This is a genomic window from Gordonia alkanivorans NBRC 16433, from assembly GCF_000225505.1.
In the GTDB taxonomy this organism is placed as follows: domain Bacteria; phylum Actinomycetota; class Actinomycetes; order Mycobacteriales; family Mycobacteriaceae; genus Gordonia; species Gordonia alkanivorans.
Genome location: NZ_BACI01000023.1, coordinates 19,202 through 38,457 on the forward strand (window position 1 = coordinate 19,202; position 19,256 = coordinate 38,457).

The following is a 19,256-nucleotide window of genomic DNA, read 5'->3' on the forward strand; positions in this document are numbered from 1 at the left end:
ACGCCGCGGACCCGCCGTCGGACCGGAAAGTGGTCCGCATCACATCACGGTTTCATAACGGTTGACCGAGCGCGCGTTCGGCGGCCGACATACCCTCGGGTACGTTGTCTGGCCAGCATGTTTTGCAACCCTTCGGATGGTTGTTGACATGGTCTTTCAAGTTACCCGCGGGGTTACTGATGGGTATACCGGCAGGTCACCCGGAAACATGAGGAATCCCTCACTTTCGTGTGTCATCATGGGTGTCACGTTCACGTCGTAAGCGACTCCTCCATGAGCCGGGGAGCGCCGATGTCCTTGTGTGGCAGGCGTGTTCATCAGTTGTACCAAGTAGTTCGAATCAGGCAGGGCTGCCGCTCTCGTTTCCGCCTGCGATGCCCCGGTGTCGTGGGCGACCCCCCGTTCTCACCGACGAGGAATCGCCGGCGCTCCCGCCTGTACCCAAGACACCCGCCGGCGCGCGCGCCGGCACCAAGACACTCCGCCGACCACCGAGACCGACCACCACAGAGGAGTACTCGTGACCGTCGACCAGTTCCGCACCGGCTCGCAGGGCGCCGCCAACGCAGAGCGCCCCACCACCACACTCATTGACCGGCTCGCCCAGGGCGAGCCCTACGCGATCAGTTTCGGCGGTCAGGGTGGCGCGTGGCTGCCGACGCTGGCCGAACTGGTCGTCGACGCCGACCTCGAACACCGCATCGGCGGGATCGTAGAGGCCGCAGAACGGCTCGTCGCACCCGTCGCCGACGACCTCGTCGTCGCGCGCGCCGACGGCTTCCACCCCCTCGCGTGGGTCCACGCGCACGACGCGGGCGAAGAGGTGCCCACCGAGGCCGCTCTCGCCGACTTCACCCTCTCGGGTCCCGGGGTCCTGCTGACCCAGCTGGCCGCCATCGAGGCGTTACGCAAGCAGGGTCTCGACACCGCGAGCATCCCGCCCAGCGCCGTCATCGGACACTCGCAGGGCTCGCTGGCCACCGACGCGGTCGGAGCCGAGGGGAACGCCGCGGAAGCCGGAGAGGGCCTGCTGCTCGCCGTCGCCCACCTCATCGGTGCCGCTGGTTCGCTCATCGCGCGTCGCCGCGGCCTCGGGGTCACCACCGACGGCACGCCGATGCTGGCGGTCAACAACGTCACCCCGGCACGCGTCGACGAGGTCCTCGCCCAGTACCGCGCGACCCTGCCAGAGAGCGACCTGGCCACCGCGCCCGTCGTCTCGATCAAGAACAGCCGCAACGCACTCGTGCTCTCCGGCGCCCCGCGTCACCTCGCCGGTTTCGTCGCGCTCTGCGAGCGGATCGCCGCCGCCGAAGCCGACGAGCGCAAGCGCAAGCTGACCGGCGGCGCACCGTTCGCCCCGAAGTTCGACCACCTGCAGGTGTCGGTCGCCTTCCACCACCCGAACATGGCCGAGGCCGTCGAACTCGTCGGCGCTTGGGCCGACCGCTGCGGCATCGACCGTGAGCTCGCCACCCGTCACGCCCACGACATCCTCGTCGCACACGTCGACTGGGTCTCCTCGGTCGACGAGGTCGTCGCCGGCGGTGCCAAGTGGATCCTCGACTTCGGTCCGGGCGACATCGCCACCCGTCTCACCTCATCGCTCGTCCGCGGCCAGGGTGTCGGCCTCGTCCCCGCCGCCCTGCGCGTCGGACAGCGCAACCTCTTCAGCCCGGGCGGGGTGCCCGAGGTCGCCACCCCGTGGTCCCAGTTCGCCCCGACCCTCGTCGAGCTGCCCGACGGCCGGACCGTCGTCGAGACCGCGTTCACGCGTCTCACCGGACGTTCGCCGATGCTGCTCGCGGGCATGACCCCGACCACCGTCGACCCGGCGATCGTCGCCGCCGCGGCCAACGCCGGCCACTGGGCCGAGCTCGCCGGTGGAGGCCAGGTCACCGAGGACATCTTCGCCCGCAACATCGCCACTCTCACCGACCTGCTCGAGCCGGGTCGCGAGGCGCAGTTCAACGCGCTGTTCCTCGACCCGTACCTGTGGAAGCTGCAGCTCGGTGGCAAACGCCTCGTGCAGAAGGCCCGTGCCCAGGGCGCGCCGCTCGACGGCGTGATCGTCTCCGCCGGCATCCCCGAACTCGAGGACGCGGTCGCCCTCGTCGACGAGTTCGTCGAGGCCGGACTCCGCTTCGTCGCCTTCAAGCCGGGCACCGTGGAGCAGATCCGTTCGGTTGTGCGGATCGCCAACGAGGTCCCGCACCATCCGGTCATCGTCCAGATCGAGGGCGGCCGCGCCGGTGGCCACCACTCGTGGGAGGACCTCGACGACCTGCTGCTCGCCACCTACGGCGAACTCCGCGCCCGACCCAACGTGGTCATCTGCGTCGGCGGCGGCGTCGGTACCCCGGAGCGTGCCAGCGAATACCTGACCGGCGTCTGGTCGAGCGGCTACGGCTATCCGCTGATGCCGCTCGACGGCATCCTCATCGGCACCGCGGCGATGGCCGCCAAGGAGGCCACCACCACTCCCGAGGTCAAGCAGCTCCTCGTCGACACCGTCGGTATCGACGAGTGGATCGGTGCAGGCCACGCGACCGCCGGAATGGCTTCGGGCCGTTCGCAGCTCGGCGCCGACATCCACGAGGTCGACAACACCGCGTCCCGCTGCGGCCGTCTGCTGGACGAGGTCGCCGGTGACGCCGAGGCCGTCGCCGCACGCCGCGACGAGATCATCGCGGCGATGGCGGACACCGCCAAGCCGTACTTCGGCGACGTCGCCGAGATGACCTACCGCGAATGGCTCGACCGCTACGCCACCCTCGCGGTCGGCGACGCCAACGGCGATCAGCACCCGTGGGCCGACATCACCTGGCAGCAGCGCTTCGTCGAGATGCTGCAGCGCACCGAGGCCCGCATGCACCCGCAGGACTCGGGTCCCATCCCGACGATGTTCGCCGAGCTGTCGTCCACCGACGACCCGCACGCCGCGATCGACGCGCTGGGCAGCGTCTACCGCGAGATCGACACCGACGTCCTGCATCCCGCGGACGTCGCGTTCTTCTTGGAGCAGTGCCGCACCCCGGGCAAGCCGGTCAACTTCGTGCCGGTCATCGACAAGGACGTGCGCCGCTGGTGGCGCAGTGACTCGCTGTGGCAGGCCCACGACACGCGCTACGGCGCCGACGCCGTGTGCGTCATCCCCGGTCCGGTCGCCGTTGCCGGCATCACCCGCGTCGACGAGCCGGTCGGCGAGCTGCTGGACCGCTTCGAGGCGCAGGTCGTCACCGACCTGCTGACCGCCGGTGTGCGCTCGGTCGAGGTCGCCTCGCGACACCGTGCCGGACTGGTCGAGGACGCCGGCGTCCTGACCGCTGTTCTGGAATCCGACGACGTCAGCTGGGCGGGACGGATCGTCCCGAGCCCGGTCGCCCTCCTCGGTGACCGCGCCGCCTGGTCGATCGTCGCCCCCGAGCGTGCCGAGCACGAGCCCACCGGCGCCGTCATCGAGCAGACCGGTACCGAGAACGGCGTCGTCCGTTTCGATCTCGTCGTCCCGATCTCCGGTGCGGCCGTGCGCATCCCGCTGCTCGCCGGTCTCGGCGTGCGCGACGGCGGATCGCCGGTCGTCGGACTCGACGAGGCAGCCGGCGCGATGACCGAGATCCTCACGGTCGCCGCGGGCGGCGAACTCGCCGAGGTGACCGACGGCACCGCGACCACCACCATCACCTGGCAGCCCGACTCGGTGGCCGACCATGCATCGGTGACCGGCTTCTCCCTGCCCGCGCACCTGCGTCCGACCACCCCGACCGAGCCCTTCGGCTTCGCCGTCCCCGACACCCTGGTCGGCGCCTGCTGGCCCAGCGTGTTCAGCGTGATAGGTGCCGCCCGCACCGAGACCGGCGCACCGGTCGTCGAGGGTCTGCTCGACCTGGTCCACCTCGACCATGCGATCGCTCTCACCGGTGAGATCCCCACGGAGACCGCCGAACTGACGGTGACCGCCCGTGCCGGCGCGGTCCGCGACTCCGACGTGGGCCGTGTCGTCGAGGTCTCGGTGGAGATCGCCGGGACTGCCGGCCCGATCGCCACCCTCGACGAGCGCTTCGCCATCCGCGGACGCCTCGGTGCCGCCGAGCTCACCGACCCGCTCCGCGCGGGCGGTGCCCCGAAGGCCGAGCAGTCGGCCACCCGCAAGCTGCTCCGTTCGGCCACCATCACCGCGCCGAACCGCATGCACGGCTTCGCCGTCGTCTCCGGTGACCGCAATCCGATCCACACCGACGCCTCGGCAGCCAAGCTGGCCGGACTCGGCGACCCGATCGTGCACGGCATGTGGCTGTCGGCTGCCGCGCAGCAGGTCGTCACCGCGACCGACTCGAAGAACCCGACCCCGTCGCCGCGACCGCTGATCGGCTGGACTGCACGCTATCTGGGGATGGTCCGCCTCGGCGACACCATCACCGTGCGCGTCGACCGTGTCGGCCTCGACAACGGCCGTGAGGTCGTCGAGGTCAGCGCCAAGGTCGGCGACAACCTCGTCATGAGCGCCACCGGCCTCCTGGCCGCGCCGCGCACCGTCTACGCCTTCCCGGGGCAGGGCATCCAGAGCAAGGGCATGGGCCTCGACGCCCGGTCGCGGTCCAAGGCAGCCCGTGAGATCTGGGATCGCGCCGACAAGCACACGCGCAAGGCGCTCGGCTTCTCGATCCTGGCCGTCGTGCGGGACAACCCGACGACCCTGGTCGCCAACGGCACCACCTACAACCATCCCGACGGCGTGCTGTACCTGACGCAGTTCACCCAGGTCGCGATGGCGACCCTCGGTGTCGCGCAGATCGCCGAACTCAAGGAGGCCGGCGGCTTCGTCGAGGGCGCCATCACCTGTGGTCACTCCGTCGGCGAGTACAACGCTCTCGCCGCCTGCGCCGGCGTCCTGCCGCTCGAGGCGGTCCTCGAGGTCGTGTTCCAGCGCGGCGAGGCCATGCACCATCTCGTTCCGCGAGATGAGCAGGGCCGCAGCGACTACCGCATGGCCGCGATCCGGCCGAGCCAGTTCGGTCTCGCCGACGCCGATGTGACCGGCTTCGTCTCCGGCCTGGGTGCGGAGATCGGTGAGTTCCTCGAGGTCGTCAACCTCAACCTGCTCGGCTCGCAGTACGCGATCGCCGGCACGGTCCGGGGCCTGGAGCACCTCGAGGCCGAGATCGACCGTCGCCGTGCCGAGTTCGGTGGCAAGCGGGCGTTCATCCTCATCCCGGGTATCGACGTCCCGTTCCACTCCAGCGTCCTGCGCGCCGGTGTGCCGGAGTTCCGCGGCAAGCTCGAGGAGCTGCTGCCCGCCGACATCGACATCGACATCCTGATCGGCCGCTACATTCCGAACCTGGTGCCGCGCCTGTTCAACCTCGGACGCGATTTCGTCGAGGAGATCGCGGCGCTCGTGCCGTCCGATCCGCTGAACGAGGTCCTCGCCGACTGGGACAACTGGACCGCCAAGCCCACCGAGCTGGCCCGCGTTCTCCTGATCGAGCTCCTCGCCTGGCAGTTCGCGAGCCCGGTGCGCTGGATCGAGACCCAGGACCTGCTGTTCAGCGGTCCGGAGCGCGATGGTCTCGCCGTGCAGCGTTTCGTCGAGATCGGTCTGAAGGGTGCGCCGACCCTGACGGGTCTGGCCAACAACACCCTCAAGCTCGACGACTACGCCTCGGCCACCACCGAGGTGGTGAACGTCGAACGCGACTCCGACGTGATCCTGGCCAAGGATGCCGGTCACGAGCCGGAAGAGGACGAGATCGACGCTCCCGCAGAGTCGGCCGCCGCTCCGGCGGACGCTGCCCCCGCGGCGGCGGCACCGGCTCCGGCCGCTCCCGCCGGCGGCCCGCGTCCCGACGACATCACGTTCACCCCGTCGGATGCGGTGAAGTCCGTGATCGCCCTGTGGACCAAGATGCGCGTCGACCAGATCGGTGCGGCCGACACCATCGAGGCGCTGTGCGACGGTGTGTCCTCACGCCGCAACCAGCTCCTGCTCGACATCGGCGGCGAGCTCGGACTCGGCGCCATCGACGGTGCGGCCGAGGCCGACATGGTCGCGCTGTCGTCGACCGTCGAGACACTCGCCCGCGGTTACCGGCCGCTGGGTGCGGTGCTCACCGACGCGGTCAGCGACCAGGTCCGCAAGGTCCTCGGCCCGCTGGGCAAGCGCCAGAACTACATCACCGACCGCGTCAGCAGCGTGTGGCAGCTCGGCCCCGGCTGGGGACTGCACACGACCGTGGCACTCGCACTGGGCACGCGGGACGGGGCCTCGGTCCGCGGTGAGGCACTGGGCAACCTGCTCGACGGCCCGGTCGCCAACGCCGACGCGCTCGACGCGTTGATCGACAAGGCGGTCACCGCCGTGGGTGCCGAGAAGGGCATCGCGGTGGGCAAGCCCGCCGCCGAATCCGGCGGTGGGGCAACGGTCGACGCGGCTGCTCTCGGCGAGTTCACCGAGCAGATCACCGGCCGGTCGGGTGCGCTCGCCTCGGCGGCGTACACGGTGCTGGAGAAGCTGGGACTCGCCGAGGTCGCCGACCTCGCCGAGGCCGCGGCCGATCCCAACGCCGAGCTGGCCGAGCTGGTCAGTGCCGAACTCGGATCAGACTGGGCGCGCACTGTCGCGCCGGCGTTCGACGACGCCAAGGTCGTGCTCATCGACGACCGGTGGGCAACCGCCCGTGAGGATCTCGTCCGTCTCTGGTTGGCCGACGAGCAGGAGCTCGACGCCGACTTCGAGAAGGTCGTCGGCGGGTTCGCCGGAGCCGGCGACACCGTCGCCGAACACGCCACCTGGTGGCAGGGCAAGGCCCTCGCGAACGGGAACGCCGTGCACGGCCGCGTCTTCGGTGCCATCGCGCACGCCGCCGAGAACCCCGAGAAGGGGATCTACAGCCGCGAGATCGCCGTCGTCACCGGCGCCAGCAAGGGCTCGATCGCCGCAGGTGTGGTGGCCGGCCTCCTCGCCGGCGGTGCGACCGTCATCGCGACCACCTCGCGACTGAACTCCGAGCGTCTCGCCTTCTACAAGAAGCTCTATCGCGAGAACGCCCGCACCGGTGCCGCGCTGTGGATCGCCCCGGCGAACATGGCGTCGTACACCGACGTCGACGACCTGGTCGAGTGGGTGGCCGCGGAGCAGACCGAGAACCTCGGCGGCACGATCGCGGTGGTGAAGCCGGCCATGAAGCCGACGATGCTGTTCCCGTTCGCCGCTCCGCGGGTGGCCGGTGACCTCACCGACGCCGGCGCTCGCGCCGAGCTGGAGATGAAGGTCCTGCTGTGGTCGGTCGAGCGGCTGATCGCCGGGCTGGCGGAGGTCCACTCCGACCACGACATCGCGGCCCGCCTCCACGTGGTGCTGCCGGGTTCCCCGAACCGCGGCATGTTCGGTGGCGACGGCGCCTACGGCGAGAGCAAGGCCGCCCTCGACGCGCTCGTGACCCGCTGGTCGGCCGAGGAGTCGTGGGGCTCGAAGACCACGCTGGCCCACGCCCTCATCGGCTGGGTGCGCGGCACCGGGCTGATGGGCCACAACGACGGCATGGTCGACGCGGTCGAGGCTGCGGGTGTCCGCACCTGGAGCACCGAGGAGATGGCCGCCAACCTGCTGACGCTGTGCACCCCCGAGCAGCGTGAGTCCGCGGCCACCGCTCCGGTCCTGGCCGACTTCACCGGCGGGCTCGACGCCTCGACCGACCTCAAGGCGCTCGCGGCCACCGCCGCAGCGGCTGCCGAGGCCGGCGAGGATGCCGACGAGGCATCGGCGACGACCACCGTCGCCGCACTCCCGGCGCCCGCCCGCGCTCCGCGCAGCATGCGTCCGGAATGGCCGACGATCGACGCGCGTCCCGAGGACCTGGTGGTCATCGTGGGTGCCGGCGAGCTCGGGCCGTACGGTTCGGCGCGTACCCGCTTCGAAATGGAGGTCGACGAGAAGCTATCGGCGGCAGGCGTTCTCGAGCTGGCCTGGAACACCGGTCTGATCCACTGGGATTCGGCTCCGAAGCCGGGCTGGTATGACACCGAGTCCGGTGATCCGGTGCCGGAGAGTGAGATCGCCGAGCGCTACCACGACGAGGTCGTGTCGCGGTGCGGCATTCGTCGCTACGCCGACGACGGCGCGATGGTCGACAACACCTCGCCGCTGCTCACCTCGGTGTTCCTCGACGAGGACCTGACCTTCACGGTCAACTCCGAGGCCGAGGCCCGTGCGTTCGCGAGTGCCAACCCCGAGAAGACGCGGGTCACGCAGAATCCCGACGGCGACTGGCAGGTCACGCGCCTGGCCGGCACGGAGATCCGTGTGCCGCGCAAGTTCTCGCTGACCCGTACCGTCGGCGGCCAGATCCCGACCGGCTTCGACCCGACCCGCTGGGGCGTCAGCCCCGACATGGTCGAGGCGATCGACCGGGTGGCCCTGTGGAACCTGGTCGCGACCGTCGATGCGTTCCTGTCGTCCGGCTTCACGCCGAGCGAGCTGATGCGTTGGGTACACCCCGGCCTCGTCGCCAACACCCAGGGCACCGGTATGGGTGGCATGGCCTCGATGCGGGACCTTTACATCAACACCCTGCTCGGTGAGGCCAACGCCAACGACATCCTGCAGGAGGCCCTGCCGAACATCGTTGCCGCGCACGTCGTCCAGTCGTACGTGGGCTCCTACGGCGCGATGATCCACCCGGTCGCGGCCTGCGCCACGGCAGCGGTGTCGGTCGAGGAGGGCGTCGACAAGATCCGTCTCGGCAAGGCGCTGTTCGCGGTGGCCGGCGGCTTCGACGACCTCGGCATCGAGGGCATCGTCGGCTTCGGTGCGATGTCGGCGACCGCCGACTCGGCGAAGATGACCGCACGCGGCATCGACGACCGCCGGTTCTCGCGGGCCAACGACCGCCGACGCGGCGGGTTCGTCGAGTCGGCCGGTGGTGGCACGATCCTGCTCGCCCGCGGCGACGTGGCGGCGCAGATGGGTCTGCCGGTCCTCGGTGTGGTGGCGTGGGCGCAGAGCTTCGGCGACGGCGTGCACACCTCGATCCCGGCTCCGGGACTCGGTGCCCTGGGTGCAGCCCGCGGTGCGCTGTCCTCGCCGCTGGCCAACGCCCTGAACTCGCTCGGTGTCACCGCCGACGACGTCGCGCTGGTGTCCAAGCACGACACGTCGACGAAGGCCAACGACCCCAACGAGTCCGAGCTGCACGAGCGCCTCGCCGAGGCGATCGGACGCAACACCGGCGCCCCGCTGTTCGTGGTGTCGCAGAAGTCGCTCACCGGCCACGCCAAGGGCGGTGCCGCGGCCTTCCAGCTGATCGGCCTGTGCCAGATGCTCCGCGACGGGGTCATCCCGCCGAACCGCAGCCTCGACTGCGTCGACGAGAAGATGAAGGAGTACCCGCACCTGGTGTGGCCGCGCGAGACGCTGCAGCTGGGGGAGCGGTTCCCGCTCAAGGCCGGTCTGCTGACCAGCCTCGGCTTCGGTCACGTGTCCGGGCTCATCGCGGTCGTCCACCCGGAGGCCTTCATCGCCTCCCTGGCACCCGAGGAGCGGGAGACCTACCGGAAGCGGGCTGATGAGCGTGCGCGCCTGGGCAGCCAGCGCTTCCTGCAGTCGATCTGCGGGGGCGAGCCGGCCTACCAGCGGCCGCCGAACCGCCGCTTCGACGAGTCGGTCGACGAGCACGACGCCGAGGCGGGCATGCTCCTCGACCCGTCGGTGCGCCTCGACGCGGCGGACGTGTACGGGTCCGGTCCGGTTCCGGAAACCCGGTGACGGCAGCGGATTCGAGCAGTGAGGCGAAGCCGGAAGAGATGAGCGTTCTCGGAGTGGGGATCGACATCGTGTCGATCCCGGAGTTCGCCGAGCAGCTCCGGCAGCCGGGAACGACGTTCGCCGACCGGTTCACGGTCGGCGAACGGCGGGACTCGGCTGCCGGAACCGGCGACGACGCACGGCATCTCGCCGCGCGCTGGGCGGCGAAGGAAGCCGTCGTGAAAGCCTGGTCGGTGAGCCGGTTCTCGCGGTCCCCGTTGCTGCCCCTGATCCGGCACAGCGACATCGAGGTCGTCACCGACAACTGGGGCAGGCCGGCGATCCGGCTGTCCGGCGAGATCGGCAATCACCTGCGCGACACCGTCGTCCACGTGTCCCTGACGCACGACGGGGACACCGCGGCGGCGGTAGCGATCCTCGAGGGCAGATAGGCCCCACACCCTCAGGGCCGCCACGACCCTCAGACCGTCGTCGACTCCTCGAGCAGCAGATAGCCCGCGAGCATCCGCTTGAGTTCGGCGACGGTCTCGTCGTGGTCGTGGCCGTCCTGCACCGAGAAACTGAGCAACGAGTACGCCGTGTGCACCAGCACCTGCGACATCATCTCGCGACGTTCACGCTGAGAAGGCGTGAGCGGTGCGATGATCCGTGCGACCTGTTCTGCGAGCACGCGTTCGTTCTCCGACGCGGTCGCACGCGTGGCGGGCGTCGACTGCACCGCCAGCCACACCGCACGCCGTGACGGGTCGGTGCGCCACAGTGCCGCGAGATGGTCGAGGAACTTCTCGAGCAGGCTGGGCCACTCGAGCGACGGCACCTCGGTGGCGAACGCGGTCAGCTCCTCGCGGACGTCGACGGTGTCCTGCCGGTCGAGTTCGCAGACGATGACGTATTTGTTCGCGAAGTACTGGTACAGCGTCCCGATCGGGACCTCGGCGCGCGCCGCGATCTCCTCACACGTCAGCGATTCGAAACCGACGTCGATCAGCAGTTCGCGGGCCGCCTCGAGCATCGCCTGGAACTTGCGTTTGCTTCGTTCCTGCGTGGGCCGCTTGCGCGGCATCAGCGGTTCGGCGGACTCGGTCATCGGAGGTGGATCTCAGACGGACAGGTCGCGGCGCAGCTTGGCCACGTGTCCGGTGGCGCGGACGTTGTACTGCGCGAGCGCGATGGTGCCGTCGGTGTCGACGAGAAACGTGGAGCGGATGACGCCGGTGACGGTCTTGCCGTACATCTTCTTCTCGCCGAAGGCGCCCCACTCGGTGAGCACCTTCTTCTCGGGGTCGCTCAGCAGGGGGAAGGTCAGCCCTTCCTTCTCGACGAACTTGGCCAGCTTGGCCGGCTTGTCCGGGGAGATGCCGAGCACCGTCAGGCCGGCGTCGTTCAGCTCGGCGAGATTGTCGCGAAAATCACACGCCTGCTTGGTGCAGCCGGGCGTCGACGCCGCCGGGTAGAAGTAGACGATGACCTTCCGTCCGGCATAGTCGGACAACGACACCGGATTCTCGTTCGCGTCGGGCAGGGTGAACGCGGGTGCGCGATCACCGACGGACAAACGCTGTGCCTCCACCGGGGGAGTGACCTCTGCCATGACAGTCAGGCTAGTGCATGGTCACATGCCGCGACGGGAGGATGTCGTAGCATCGAACCGCCGCCGTCCGGCGGCGATCTGGACAGTCAATGACAACGCGTGAGCAGTGACGACGCGTAACTAGAGCGAGAAGCGCCGGAAGGATGCAACGTGGCCGGAGACACCGAACGTATCGAGCAGGAGATCGCCAAGGCCCGTGAGGACCTTGCCAGCACGCTCGACGCGCTCGCCGAACGTGCCAACCCGCAGCGCCTCGCCGACGACGCCAAATCCAAGGCTCTGGCGACGCTGCAGAAGCCCGCGGTCATGTACTCCATCGCCGGCGTGGGGGCACTCGTGCTCGTGCTCGTGGTCCGCAAGATCACCAGCTGACCCACGCCGCTGCCGGCACCCCGGGAAGCGACGGCCTCAAACCCGCGCAAACCCGCTCCGACCAGGCGATTTCACAACTGGGGATGGTGTCATGTAATGTTCCTTCTCGCCGCCGGGAGGTACTCCGGAGGCGAAAAAGGCAAGCGCCATTAGCTCAATTGGCAGAGCAGCTGACTCTTAATCAGCGGGTTCGGGGTTCGAGTCCCTGATGGCGCACAGAGTTTCACAAGACGCCTCGCAGCAATTGCGAGGCGTCTTGTGGCATATCAGGGTTTGTGACGCAGTGGCCTGCGGAGGTCGGTGTCGCGGGCGGTGCGCAGGACACGCCGCCGAACGGACGACACACAGCGGAGCTCACAGACCGGGTTCTCGTACACTGGTGCGAGATTCGGGGAGGCATTCGGCCGACCGGTCATCAGAGTCGGGCGTGACAGGCGGGAGAGAGATGGGGATCGGTCGTTCTTCACGACGGATGCCACTGATCATCAGTGGTGTGTTGCTTGCGATCATCGCACTCGTGACATCGTGCTCACAGGAGGCGGCGTACTCCGACAACGTCACCAGTTCGAGCCTCTTCGACGATCTGCTCAAGCCCGCCGTCGACATCACCGAACTCAACGATCAGCCGCTGAGTGACAACACGGTCGGCGTCCAGCCGGGTGCACCCATCAAGGTCACCACGAGCGAGGGCACGCTCAGCCGGGTTCTCATCACCAAGTCGGACGGGACCCCGCTCAAGGGCACCTTCACCGACAACGACACCGTCTGGGTCAGCAACGAGGCGCTCGGCTACAACCGCACCTACACGCTGGAGACCGACGCGGTCGGCATCGGCGGCGCGGTCACCAAGAAGGTCACCTTCACGACCAGCAGCCCCAACAACCTGACGCAGGCCTACCTGACCCCCAACCCGGGTGAGACCGTCGGCGTCGGACAGCCGATCGCGGTGAAGTTCGACGAGCCGATCCCGAACCGTCGAGCCGCGCAGAAGGCGATCCGGGTCATCACCGATCCGCCGGTCGAGGGCGCGTTCTACTGGATCAGCGACAGCGAGGTCCGGTGGCGTCCCAAGGAGTACTGGAAGCCCGGCACCAAGGTGCGGGTCGCCGTCAACACCTATGGCATCGACCTCGGTGACGGCCTGTACGGCCAGGAGAACGTCCGCACCAACTTCACGGTCGGCCGCCGGATGGTGATCACCGCCGACGACAACACCAAGCAGGTCGTGTTCGAGCGCGACGGCCAGGTCATCAAGAGCATGCCGACGTCGATGGGCAAGCCGGGCGACGAGACCGACAACGGCATCTACCTGATCGCCGACAAGCACGACCACATCATCATGGACTCGTCGACGTACGGCGTCCCGATCAACTCGTCCAACGGTTACCGCACCCCCGTCGACTACGCGACGCGGATGTCCTACAGCGGCATCTTCTTCCACTCGGCGCCCTGGTCGGTGTGGGCCCAAGGCAACACCAACACGAGCCACGGCTGCCTCAACCTCAGCCCGGAGAACGCGCTCTGGGTCATGAACAACACGCTGCGCGGCGACCCGGTGGTCGTCAAGAACACCACGGGCGGCACGCTCTCCGGCACCGACGGCCTCGGTGACTGGAACATCCCGTGGTCGGAGTGGCGCAAGGGCAACGCGGACAACTCCTGACCCATGAACAGTCCATCCGAGAGCCGCACACACGGTTCTCGTATGGGCTCTTTCCGGATCGGCAGGCTGCGATGGTTCGTCCCGGTCTGCGCGATCGTGGTCGCCGGAACCGCGCTCGGGGGCTCCGCCGCGGTTGTGCACGCAGCACCGTCGGACGTGTTGCCGAGTTCGGGGTGTGAGGCGGATCTGCCGCCGAAACCGAAGAAGGGTCCGGTCGACCCGCGTGACCTGATCCCGCGGCTGCCCGACCGGTTCAGCATCCCGCTGCCGTACCCGCGGATCCTGCCGGTGCCCGAACCGGCTCCGGAGAAGCCGGTGGTCCGCATCCCGTCGGAGAAGCCGCCGAAGGACCCGTGCTCGGACCCGTGCCCGGACATCACCGACCCACCCAAGCCGAAACCCGACGCCGGCGGTCCCGCGTTGAGCATCGAGTTCCCGAAGATCACCTTCGATCCGGCGCCCAAGAACATCCCTGTTCCGGTGCCCAACCCGAACCCGCCGGAGCTTCCTCCGCCACCTGCGGCCGTCGCCCCGGGTGTCGACGCCGGACCGGTCGCATCCAAGCCGACGCGTCCGCGGGTGTCGGGCGTCGAACTCGTCAGCACGCTCACCGGTAAGGGTTCGACGAGCCGTACCGACAAGCGCTGGCAGATCCACGGCACCGACCTCGGGATCATGTGGGAGTCCGCACCGGGGAAGGTCGCGGTCGTCTTCGGCGACACCGTCGGCAAGGGTTTCCGCCCGCCGGGTGCCAACGGGCGGGACTGGCGGTCCAACGTGCTCGGGTTCTCGAGCGATGCGAAGCTGTCCGACGGGATGAGTATCGACACGATGATCCAGGACAGCCGATGCCACGCCGCGGAACTGCTCAGCGCGCGACGCATCGACCACTACGAGATCACCGTCATCCCGACCTCGGGTTTCGCGATCGGCGACCGCCAGTTCATGACCTATATGTCGGTGCGGACCTGGGGCAAGATTCCCGGCACGTGGCTGACCAACCACGGCGGGCTGGCGTACTCGGACGACGGCGGGTCGACGTGGACCAAGGACCCGTACGCCCGATGGGACAACATCTTCGGCGTCAGCCAGTTCCAGGTGTCGTCGATGGCTCCCCAGGGCGAGTACGTGTACATGTTCGGCACGCCCAACTCGCGGATCGGTTCGGTCGGCCTCGCGCGAGTCCACCGCGACCACGTACTGAACAAGACCGCCTACCAGTACTGGCGAGACGGTCGCTGGGTCCCCGCACGCGACGGCAACGTCGCGTCGGTGATCTTCGCCGGACCGGCCGGCGAGGTGTCGGCCCGTTACGACGAGAAGTCGAAGCGGTGGCAGCTGACCTACCTCGACGCCCTCCGCGGCGGGATCATGCTGCGCAAGGCCCGCGAACCCCAAGGGCTCTGGTCCGAACCCGCAGAACTGGTCCATTCGTCGAGGTACGACCAGCTCTACGGCGGCTTCATGCACCCGTGGTCGAGCGGGGAGGACCTGTACTTCACCATGTCGACCTGGACCGACTACAACGTCGCACTGATGCAGGCGCGCGTCCGCTGACGGACGCTCAGCGGACCTCGAATGTCCGCGACATCCCGCTGATCGGCCGGATCCTGCCGCTGCCGTCGCGGCTGTTGCCGTCGTACTTGATCCGGTACGTCCCCGACGCCCCGGCGGGCGGTCGCCAGGTGATCGTGATGCGCGAGGTGTCGGTGCTGCCGGGCGGGCGTGCCCAGCGGAACTCGGTCGACCAGTCGTTGTCGTCGGCGACCGTCGTCCACGAATCACCTTCGCGGCGCTGGACCTCCAGATACGTTCCGCCATGCCGGAAGTCGTTGTTGGGGTGCGCGCCGACGAAGTCGACGGTGATGGGCTGCCCCGGACGGTACGACCCGCCCGGCTGGCGGAGGACGTCGCCGTAGGCGTGCCCCGGGATGGGGCGGTCGGCGGGGACCGGCGGTAGCAGATCGGGCTGGAAGCCGGACTTGTCGACGGGCGCCGGACCGCGCCCCAGGCTGCGGCCCGATGCCATCGCGGCGGCGAGCTTCGCGAACTCCTGCATGTACGCGGGCAATGTGTAGCGGCCGTACTGGGTTTCGCCACCCTCGTACTGCTGGAGGTCGTACTCCTCCGGGGTGGTGACGTACTGGGTGTAGGAGTTCGCGTAACCCTGGATGAGCACGTTGTCGATGTCGACGCGCAGTTCGTCGGCGACGACCTGACGAAGTCGGAGTCCCGCGACGACGGTCACCTCGGCCGGCACCGCGACGAGCACCAGTTCCCCGATCCGCATGATCTGCAACGGGACCACCGACGGAATCCAGCCCGACGGCGGCATGAGTCCGAGAGGGAAGAGAATCAGCTTGGGCGCCTGCATGTCCCGCATCCACGGGGCGATCGGCGGCTTCTTGTCGCCGCCGAGAGCGGCCACGAGGGGATTGGTCATGCCCTCGACGAGGAGGGGGAGCGGCTGCTCGTAGTTGTCCTCGCTGCTGGTCGCCGCTGCGGCGGCACCCATCATCGCCGGCGTCGTCGACGCCGGTTTCCCGTCGGGCGTGTAGGTTCCGGCGACCCGCACCGCGGACATGTCGACGTAGCGCGTGATCGAGTCGACGCCGCCGCGGGTCATCGGGCGGGTGGCCTCGAAGGCGCGCCGTCCGGCGACGTACTGGCGTTCACCGATGAGTTCGCAGTTGCGCTTGTTGTCGGTCGTCGGGCCGCTCGGTGTGAACCACTCGAGGGAGAGGTTGGGCGTCATGTCGCCCGAGTTCGTCTGCGGGAAGGCGGCGACGAAGCCCGGCTGGGTGCGCTCCCACAGGTAGCTGGCGTACCCCTTGTTGTCGCCGGCGATCAGCACGTTGTGATCGGCCAGCGAGGTGCCGTGGGTCGAGAACCAGGTGATGGCCCCGACGTCCCTCCCGCTCGCGTGCCGAAGCCGCAGCACGGTGACCTGCGGGTCGATCGCGTTGGGGAACAACTTCTTCTCCGACGCCGGGTTGGCGTCGAAGGCGACCCTGGACCGGTTCGCGCTGGCGTTGTGCAGTTCCTCGCGACCGATGGTGATCGTGCCGGGCGCCAGGTTGTCGTGCGCGCGGACGATGGCGGCGAACATGCCGTCGACCTCGGCGTCGTACGAGTTCTTCTTGAATCCGAAAGCGGCGAGCGAATATGCGTAGTCCCAGGCGGTCCCGCCGCAGGAGGCATGCGAGTGCTGCGCGTTCAGGTTGACGTTCGCCTCGGTGTAGAGCGAACCGAAACGCTTGCTCAGCTTCTCCATCAGCCCCATGTGGTGTGACTCGAAGAGGCAGGCGATGTCGGCGGTCAGGAAGACCACGCGCTTGCCGGTGGCCTGGTCGACGATGATGTAGGCGCGCGCCCAGCATCGCTGGAGGAGGCCGGCCGCGACCTGCTCCGGATTGGAGTAGCCCATCATGCCCTGTCCGGCAACGGCACCCGTGACGTCACCGATACCGCAGCCGACGAGGTAGTTCGTCGAGTCGGAGGGGGCGGCCGGGGCCCGACCGGCCGTGCTCAGCGCCAGACCGCCGCCCGCAACGGTCACCGCCGCACCGGCGATCAGTTGTCTCCGTGTCACGTCCACGTGGTGTGTCCCCTTCAAGCTTTCTCCTGGGTGGTCTCTGGGTTGTCGGCGATGTGCGTCGACAGGTTGGCGACCACGGCGTCTGCGATGAGGTCGCAGATCGCGCGGTCGCGGATGTTCAGGAAAGACAGAGTGATTCCGTCAGTGGCGGCGAGGACGAGCGGTGCGAGATCGGCGGAGGCGCGGTCCCAGGCGGTACCGGTGGCCGCGGCGACACCGTCGAGCGCGTCTGCGATCGCCTCGTAGTACCGGAGGTACATCTGTGCGCCGAGGTCGCTGAGTCCGTCGGTCTGCCTGGCGTATTGGTTCAGCGAGATCATGGCCTGCTCGCGGTCGGGATCGGCCTGTACCCCGTCGATGTAGGCGGAGAGCGCGCTCTGCAGGATCGCCACCACGCCGGCCCGGCCCGGCGAGATGTCCTGGGCGCCCTCGCCGAGCGCGGCGCCCACCGCGGTCAACTCCTTCTCGGTTCCGCGTTCGACGAGTGCCTCGAGGAGTTCGTCGCGGGTGGCGAACACGTAGTGGAAGGTCGACAGCGTGACGCCGGCCTCCGCGCAGATCGCGCGCGTGGTCGCGCCGTCGACCCCGCGTCGTGCGATCACCCGGAATGCGGACTCCAGCAGCAGTTCTCGCCGTTCCTCGACAGGCATCCTCATGGTCGGCGCACCTTCACGTCAGCTCGGTCACCGGAGATCACCGAGGATCTCCCGTGCCGCACGACGCCCCGAGCGGACCGCTCCGTCCATGTATCCCGTCCAGTAGTCCGAGGTCTCCGTGCCGGCCCAGTGGATGGGGCCGACGGGCTCGCGGAGTGCGGTGCCGTATTTGGTGAGGGTGCCCGGTCGGCTCACCGCGACCGGCCCACCGCGCGACCAGGGTTCGAGATCCCACTTGAACACGCCGTAGTCGATGAAGTCGGCGGCCTCGGGACCGAAGTACTCGACGAAGTTGGCGATGCACTCCTTGACCAGGGTGGATTCGGGAGCGTGATCGAGGCGGCGCATGGCGTCGGCGGAGATGAAGCCCATCAGGATGTGGTTGCCCTCGGCGTAGCTCTCGAAGGTCACGTCGATGGGGCGTCCAGCGCCGTAGGCCTGTCCCGACAGACCTTTGTCGCGCCAGAACGGCCGCTTGTAGAGCGCCGCGAACTTGCTGACCGCACCCATGCGGTAGCCGCGGTGGATGCCGGTGCGTGCGGCGGGAAGTCCTGGGCGGTAGTCGATCTGGCCGGCGATGGCGGGGGACATGGCGACGATGACGCGGCGCGCGCGATGGGTGCCGGCGTCGCCGGCGACGGTCGCGATGCCGTCGGTGTAGGAGATCGACCGGACGGGCGCGTTGTAGACCATGTTCGCCGAGAGCTCGCGGGCCATCCGAAGCGGGATGAGGGCGGCGCCGCCTTCGAACAGTCGCTCCTGCGCGCCGTCGTCGGTGCTCAGGAGTCGGATGAGGGTTCCCGGGTTCTGCTCGTCGCCGGATGCCGCGATGTAGTTGAGGTAGTAGAGCGCGGAGACTTCGTCGGGACGGACCGACAGCGGTGCCGACATCGCTATCTGCACGAGGTCGCGCGCGGTCTGGGTGTCGGCGATCTGGTGGGTGTACTGCCCCCAGGTGATCGAGTCCAGGTAGGCGGCGTTCGGGTGCTTCCACGGCTGGCCGACGGGGAAGCCCGCCAGCGCGTCGGCCTGGGCCCGGACCAGCGCGGCACCCGCTTGGCCGAGGTCGGCCACTGCGGGAATCGGCAGAGCGGCAGGTACCCGCGTCGTCCCGGTGCGGCTGACGAAGATGCTGTCGCCGGCGTTGTAGGTCCGCAGCGTCCGGACGTCGTACTCACGGGCGAGGCCGGCGATGTGACCCTGTGTGGGCCCGATGAATTCGGCTCCGGCGTCGAGCGTGGCGCCCAGCTTGGGTGAGGAGATGTTGTGGACGCGCCCGCCCGCACGGTCTCGGGCCTCGAGCACGGTCACCGACGCGCCGGCAGCCTTGAGTGCCCTGGCAGCCGCGAGCCCGGACAGTCCTCCGCCGACGACGATGACGTCGACGATCCCCGTCGGCGCAGCCGACACCCGCCCCGACCCGACCAGCGACGCGCCTGCTGCCGCCAGCGTTCCGCCCAGGAAGTGTCTGCGTGAGAGGTGTGTACCCATGTGATCCCCCGATCTCGTGGTGATGGCGAGGCTATCGACCACATGTTCAGGTCAGATGACCTGAAGTATCGAGAGAGTAACAGGAGAGTGTGAGGCGCAACACCCCGATCAACGCACAATCG

General features: G+C 68.8%; 10 protein-coding genes and 1 tRNA gene. 6 read left to right on the forward strand and 5 right to left on the reverse strand.

The window, feature by feature from the left end:
* The first annotated feature begins 520 nt into the window (after positions 1–520).
* Positions 521–9,763, forward strand: coding sequence for a type I polyketide synthase (locus tag GOALK_RS03165; RefSeq protein ID WP_006357345.1), 9,243 nt, complete (start codon positions 521–523; stop codon positions 9,761–9,763).
* Between the two features lie 38 nt (positions 9,764–9,801).
* Entirely contained in the window at positions 9,802–10,194 is a 393-nt protein-coding gene (gene acpS, locus GOALK_RS03170; protein WP_006868104.1) for a holo-ACP synthase AcpS, read from the forward strand.
* Positions 10,195–10,223: 29 nt separating this feature from the next.
* Here acpS and GOALK_RS03175 read toward each other — a convergent pair whose 3' ends face one another.
* Together GOALK_RS03175 and bcp are read right to left on the reverse strand one after the other, a co-directional pair.
* Positions 10,224–10,850 carry a TetR/AcrR family transcriptional regulator gene (locus GOALK_RS03175; RefSeq protein WP_006357347.1) on the reverse strand — a complete coding sequence of 209 codons (627 nt, stop codon included), beginning with the start codon at positions 10,848–10,850 and terminating at the stop codon, positions 10,224–10,226.
* Between the two features lie 12 nt (positions 10,851–10,862).
* The gene (gene bcp / locus GOALK_RS03180) at positions 10,863–11,354 is read right to left on the reverse strand and encodes a thioredoxin-dependent thiol peroxidase (RefSeq protein WP_006357348.1); all 492 of its coding nucleotides are present in this window, start codon (positions 11,352–11,354) and stop codon (positions 10,863–10,865) included.
* 150 nt (positions 11,355–11,504) lie between these two features.
* Here bcp and GOALK_RS03185 point away from each other — a divergent pair, with 150 nt between their 5' ends.
* The 4 genes from GOALK_RS03185 (at position 11,505) to GOALK_RS03200 (ending at position 14,946) form a co-directional block, all read left to right on the forward strand.
* Positions 11,505–11,726, forward strand: a complete 222-nt coding sequence (locus GOALK_RS03185; protein ID WP_006357349.1) for a DUF3618 domain-containing protein — start codon at positions 11,505–11,507, stop codon at positions 11,724–11,726.
* A 143-nt stretch (positions 11,727–11,869) separates the two neighbouring features.
* Positions 11,870–11,942, forward strand: a tRNA-Lys gene (locus GOALK_RS03190).
* Between the two features lie 256 nt (positions 11,943–12,198).
* Positions 12,199–13,389 (forward strand): L,D-transpeptidase, encoded by a 1,191-nt coding sequence (locus GOALK_RS03195; RefSeq protein WP_006357350.1) that lies wholly within the window; start codon positions 12,199–12,201, stop codon positions 13,387–13,389.
* A gap of 42 nt (positions 13,390–13,431) precedes the next feature.
* Positions 13,432–14,946, forward strand: a complete 1,515-nt coding sequence (locus GOALK_RS03200) for a DUF4185 domain-containing protein (protein WP_006357351.1) — start codon at positions 13,432–13,434, stop codon at positions 14,944–14,946.
* Between the two features lie 7 nt (positions 14,947–14,953).
* Here GOALK_RS03200 and GOALK_RS03205 read toward each other — a convergent pair whose 3' ends face one another.
* From GOALK_RS03205 to GOALK_RS03215, 3 genes are read right to left on the reverse strand one after another with little or no spacing between them, the layout of a single operon-like run.
* Entirely contained in the window at positions 14,954–16,987 is a 2,034-nt protein-coding gene (locus GOALK_RS03205) for a neutral/alkaline ceramidase (protein WP_006357352.1), read from the reverse strand.
* Positions 16,988–17,001: 14 nt separating this feature from the next.
* Positions 17,002–17,637: a TetR/AcrR family transcriptional regulator gene (locus tag GOALK_RS03210; RefSeq protein WP_006357353.1), complete on the reverse strand. Its 636-nt coding sequence runs from the start codon at positions 17,635–17,637 to the stop codon at positions 17,002–17,004.
* 33 nt (positions 17,638–17,670) lie between these two features.
* Complete coding sequence (locus GOALK_RS03215) at positions 17,671–19,134, reverse strand: flavin monoamine oxidase family protein (RefSeq protein WP_006357354.1); 1,464 nt, start codon at positions 19,132–19,134, stop codon at positions 17,671–17,673.
* Between the last annotated feature and the right edge of the window lie 122 nt (positions 19,135–19,256).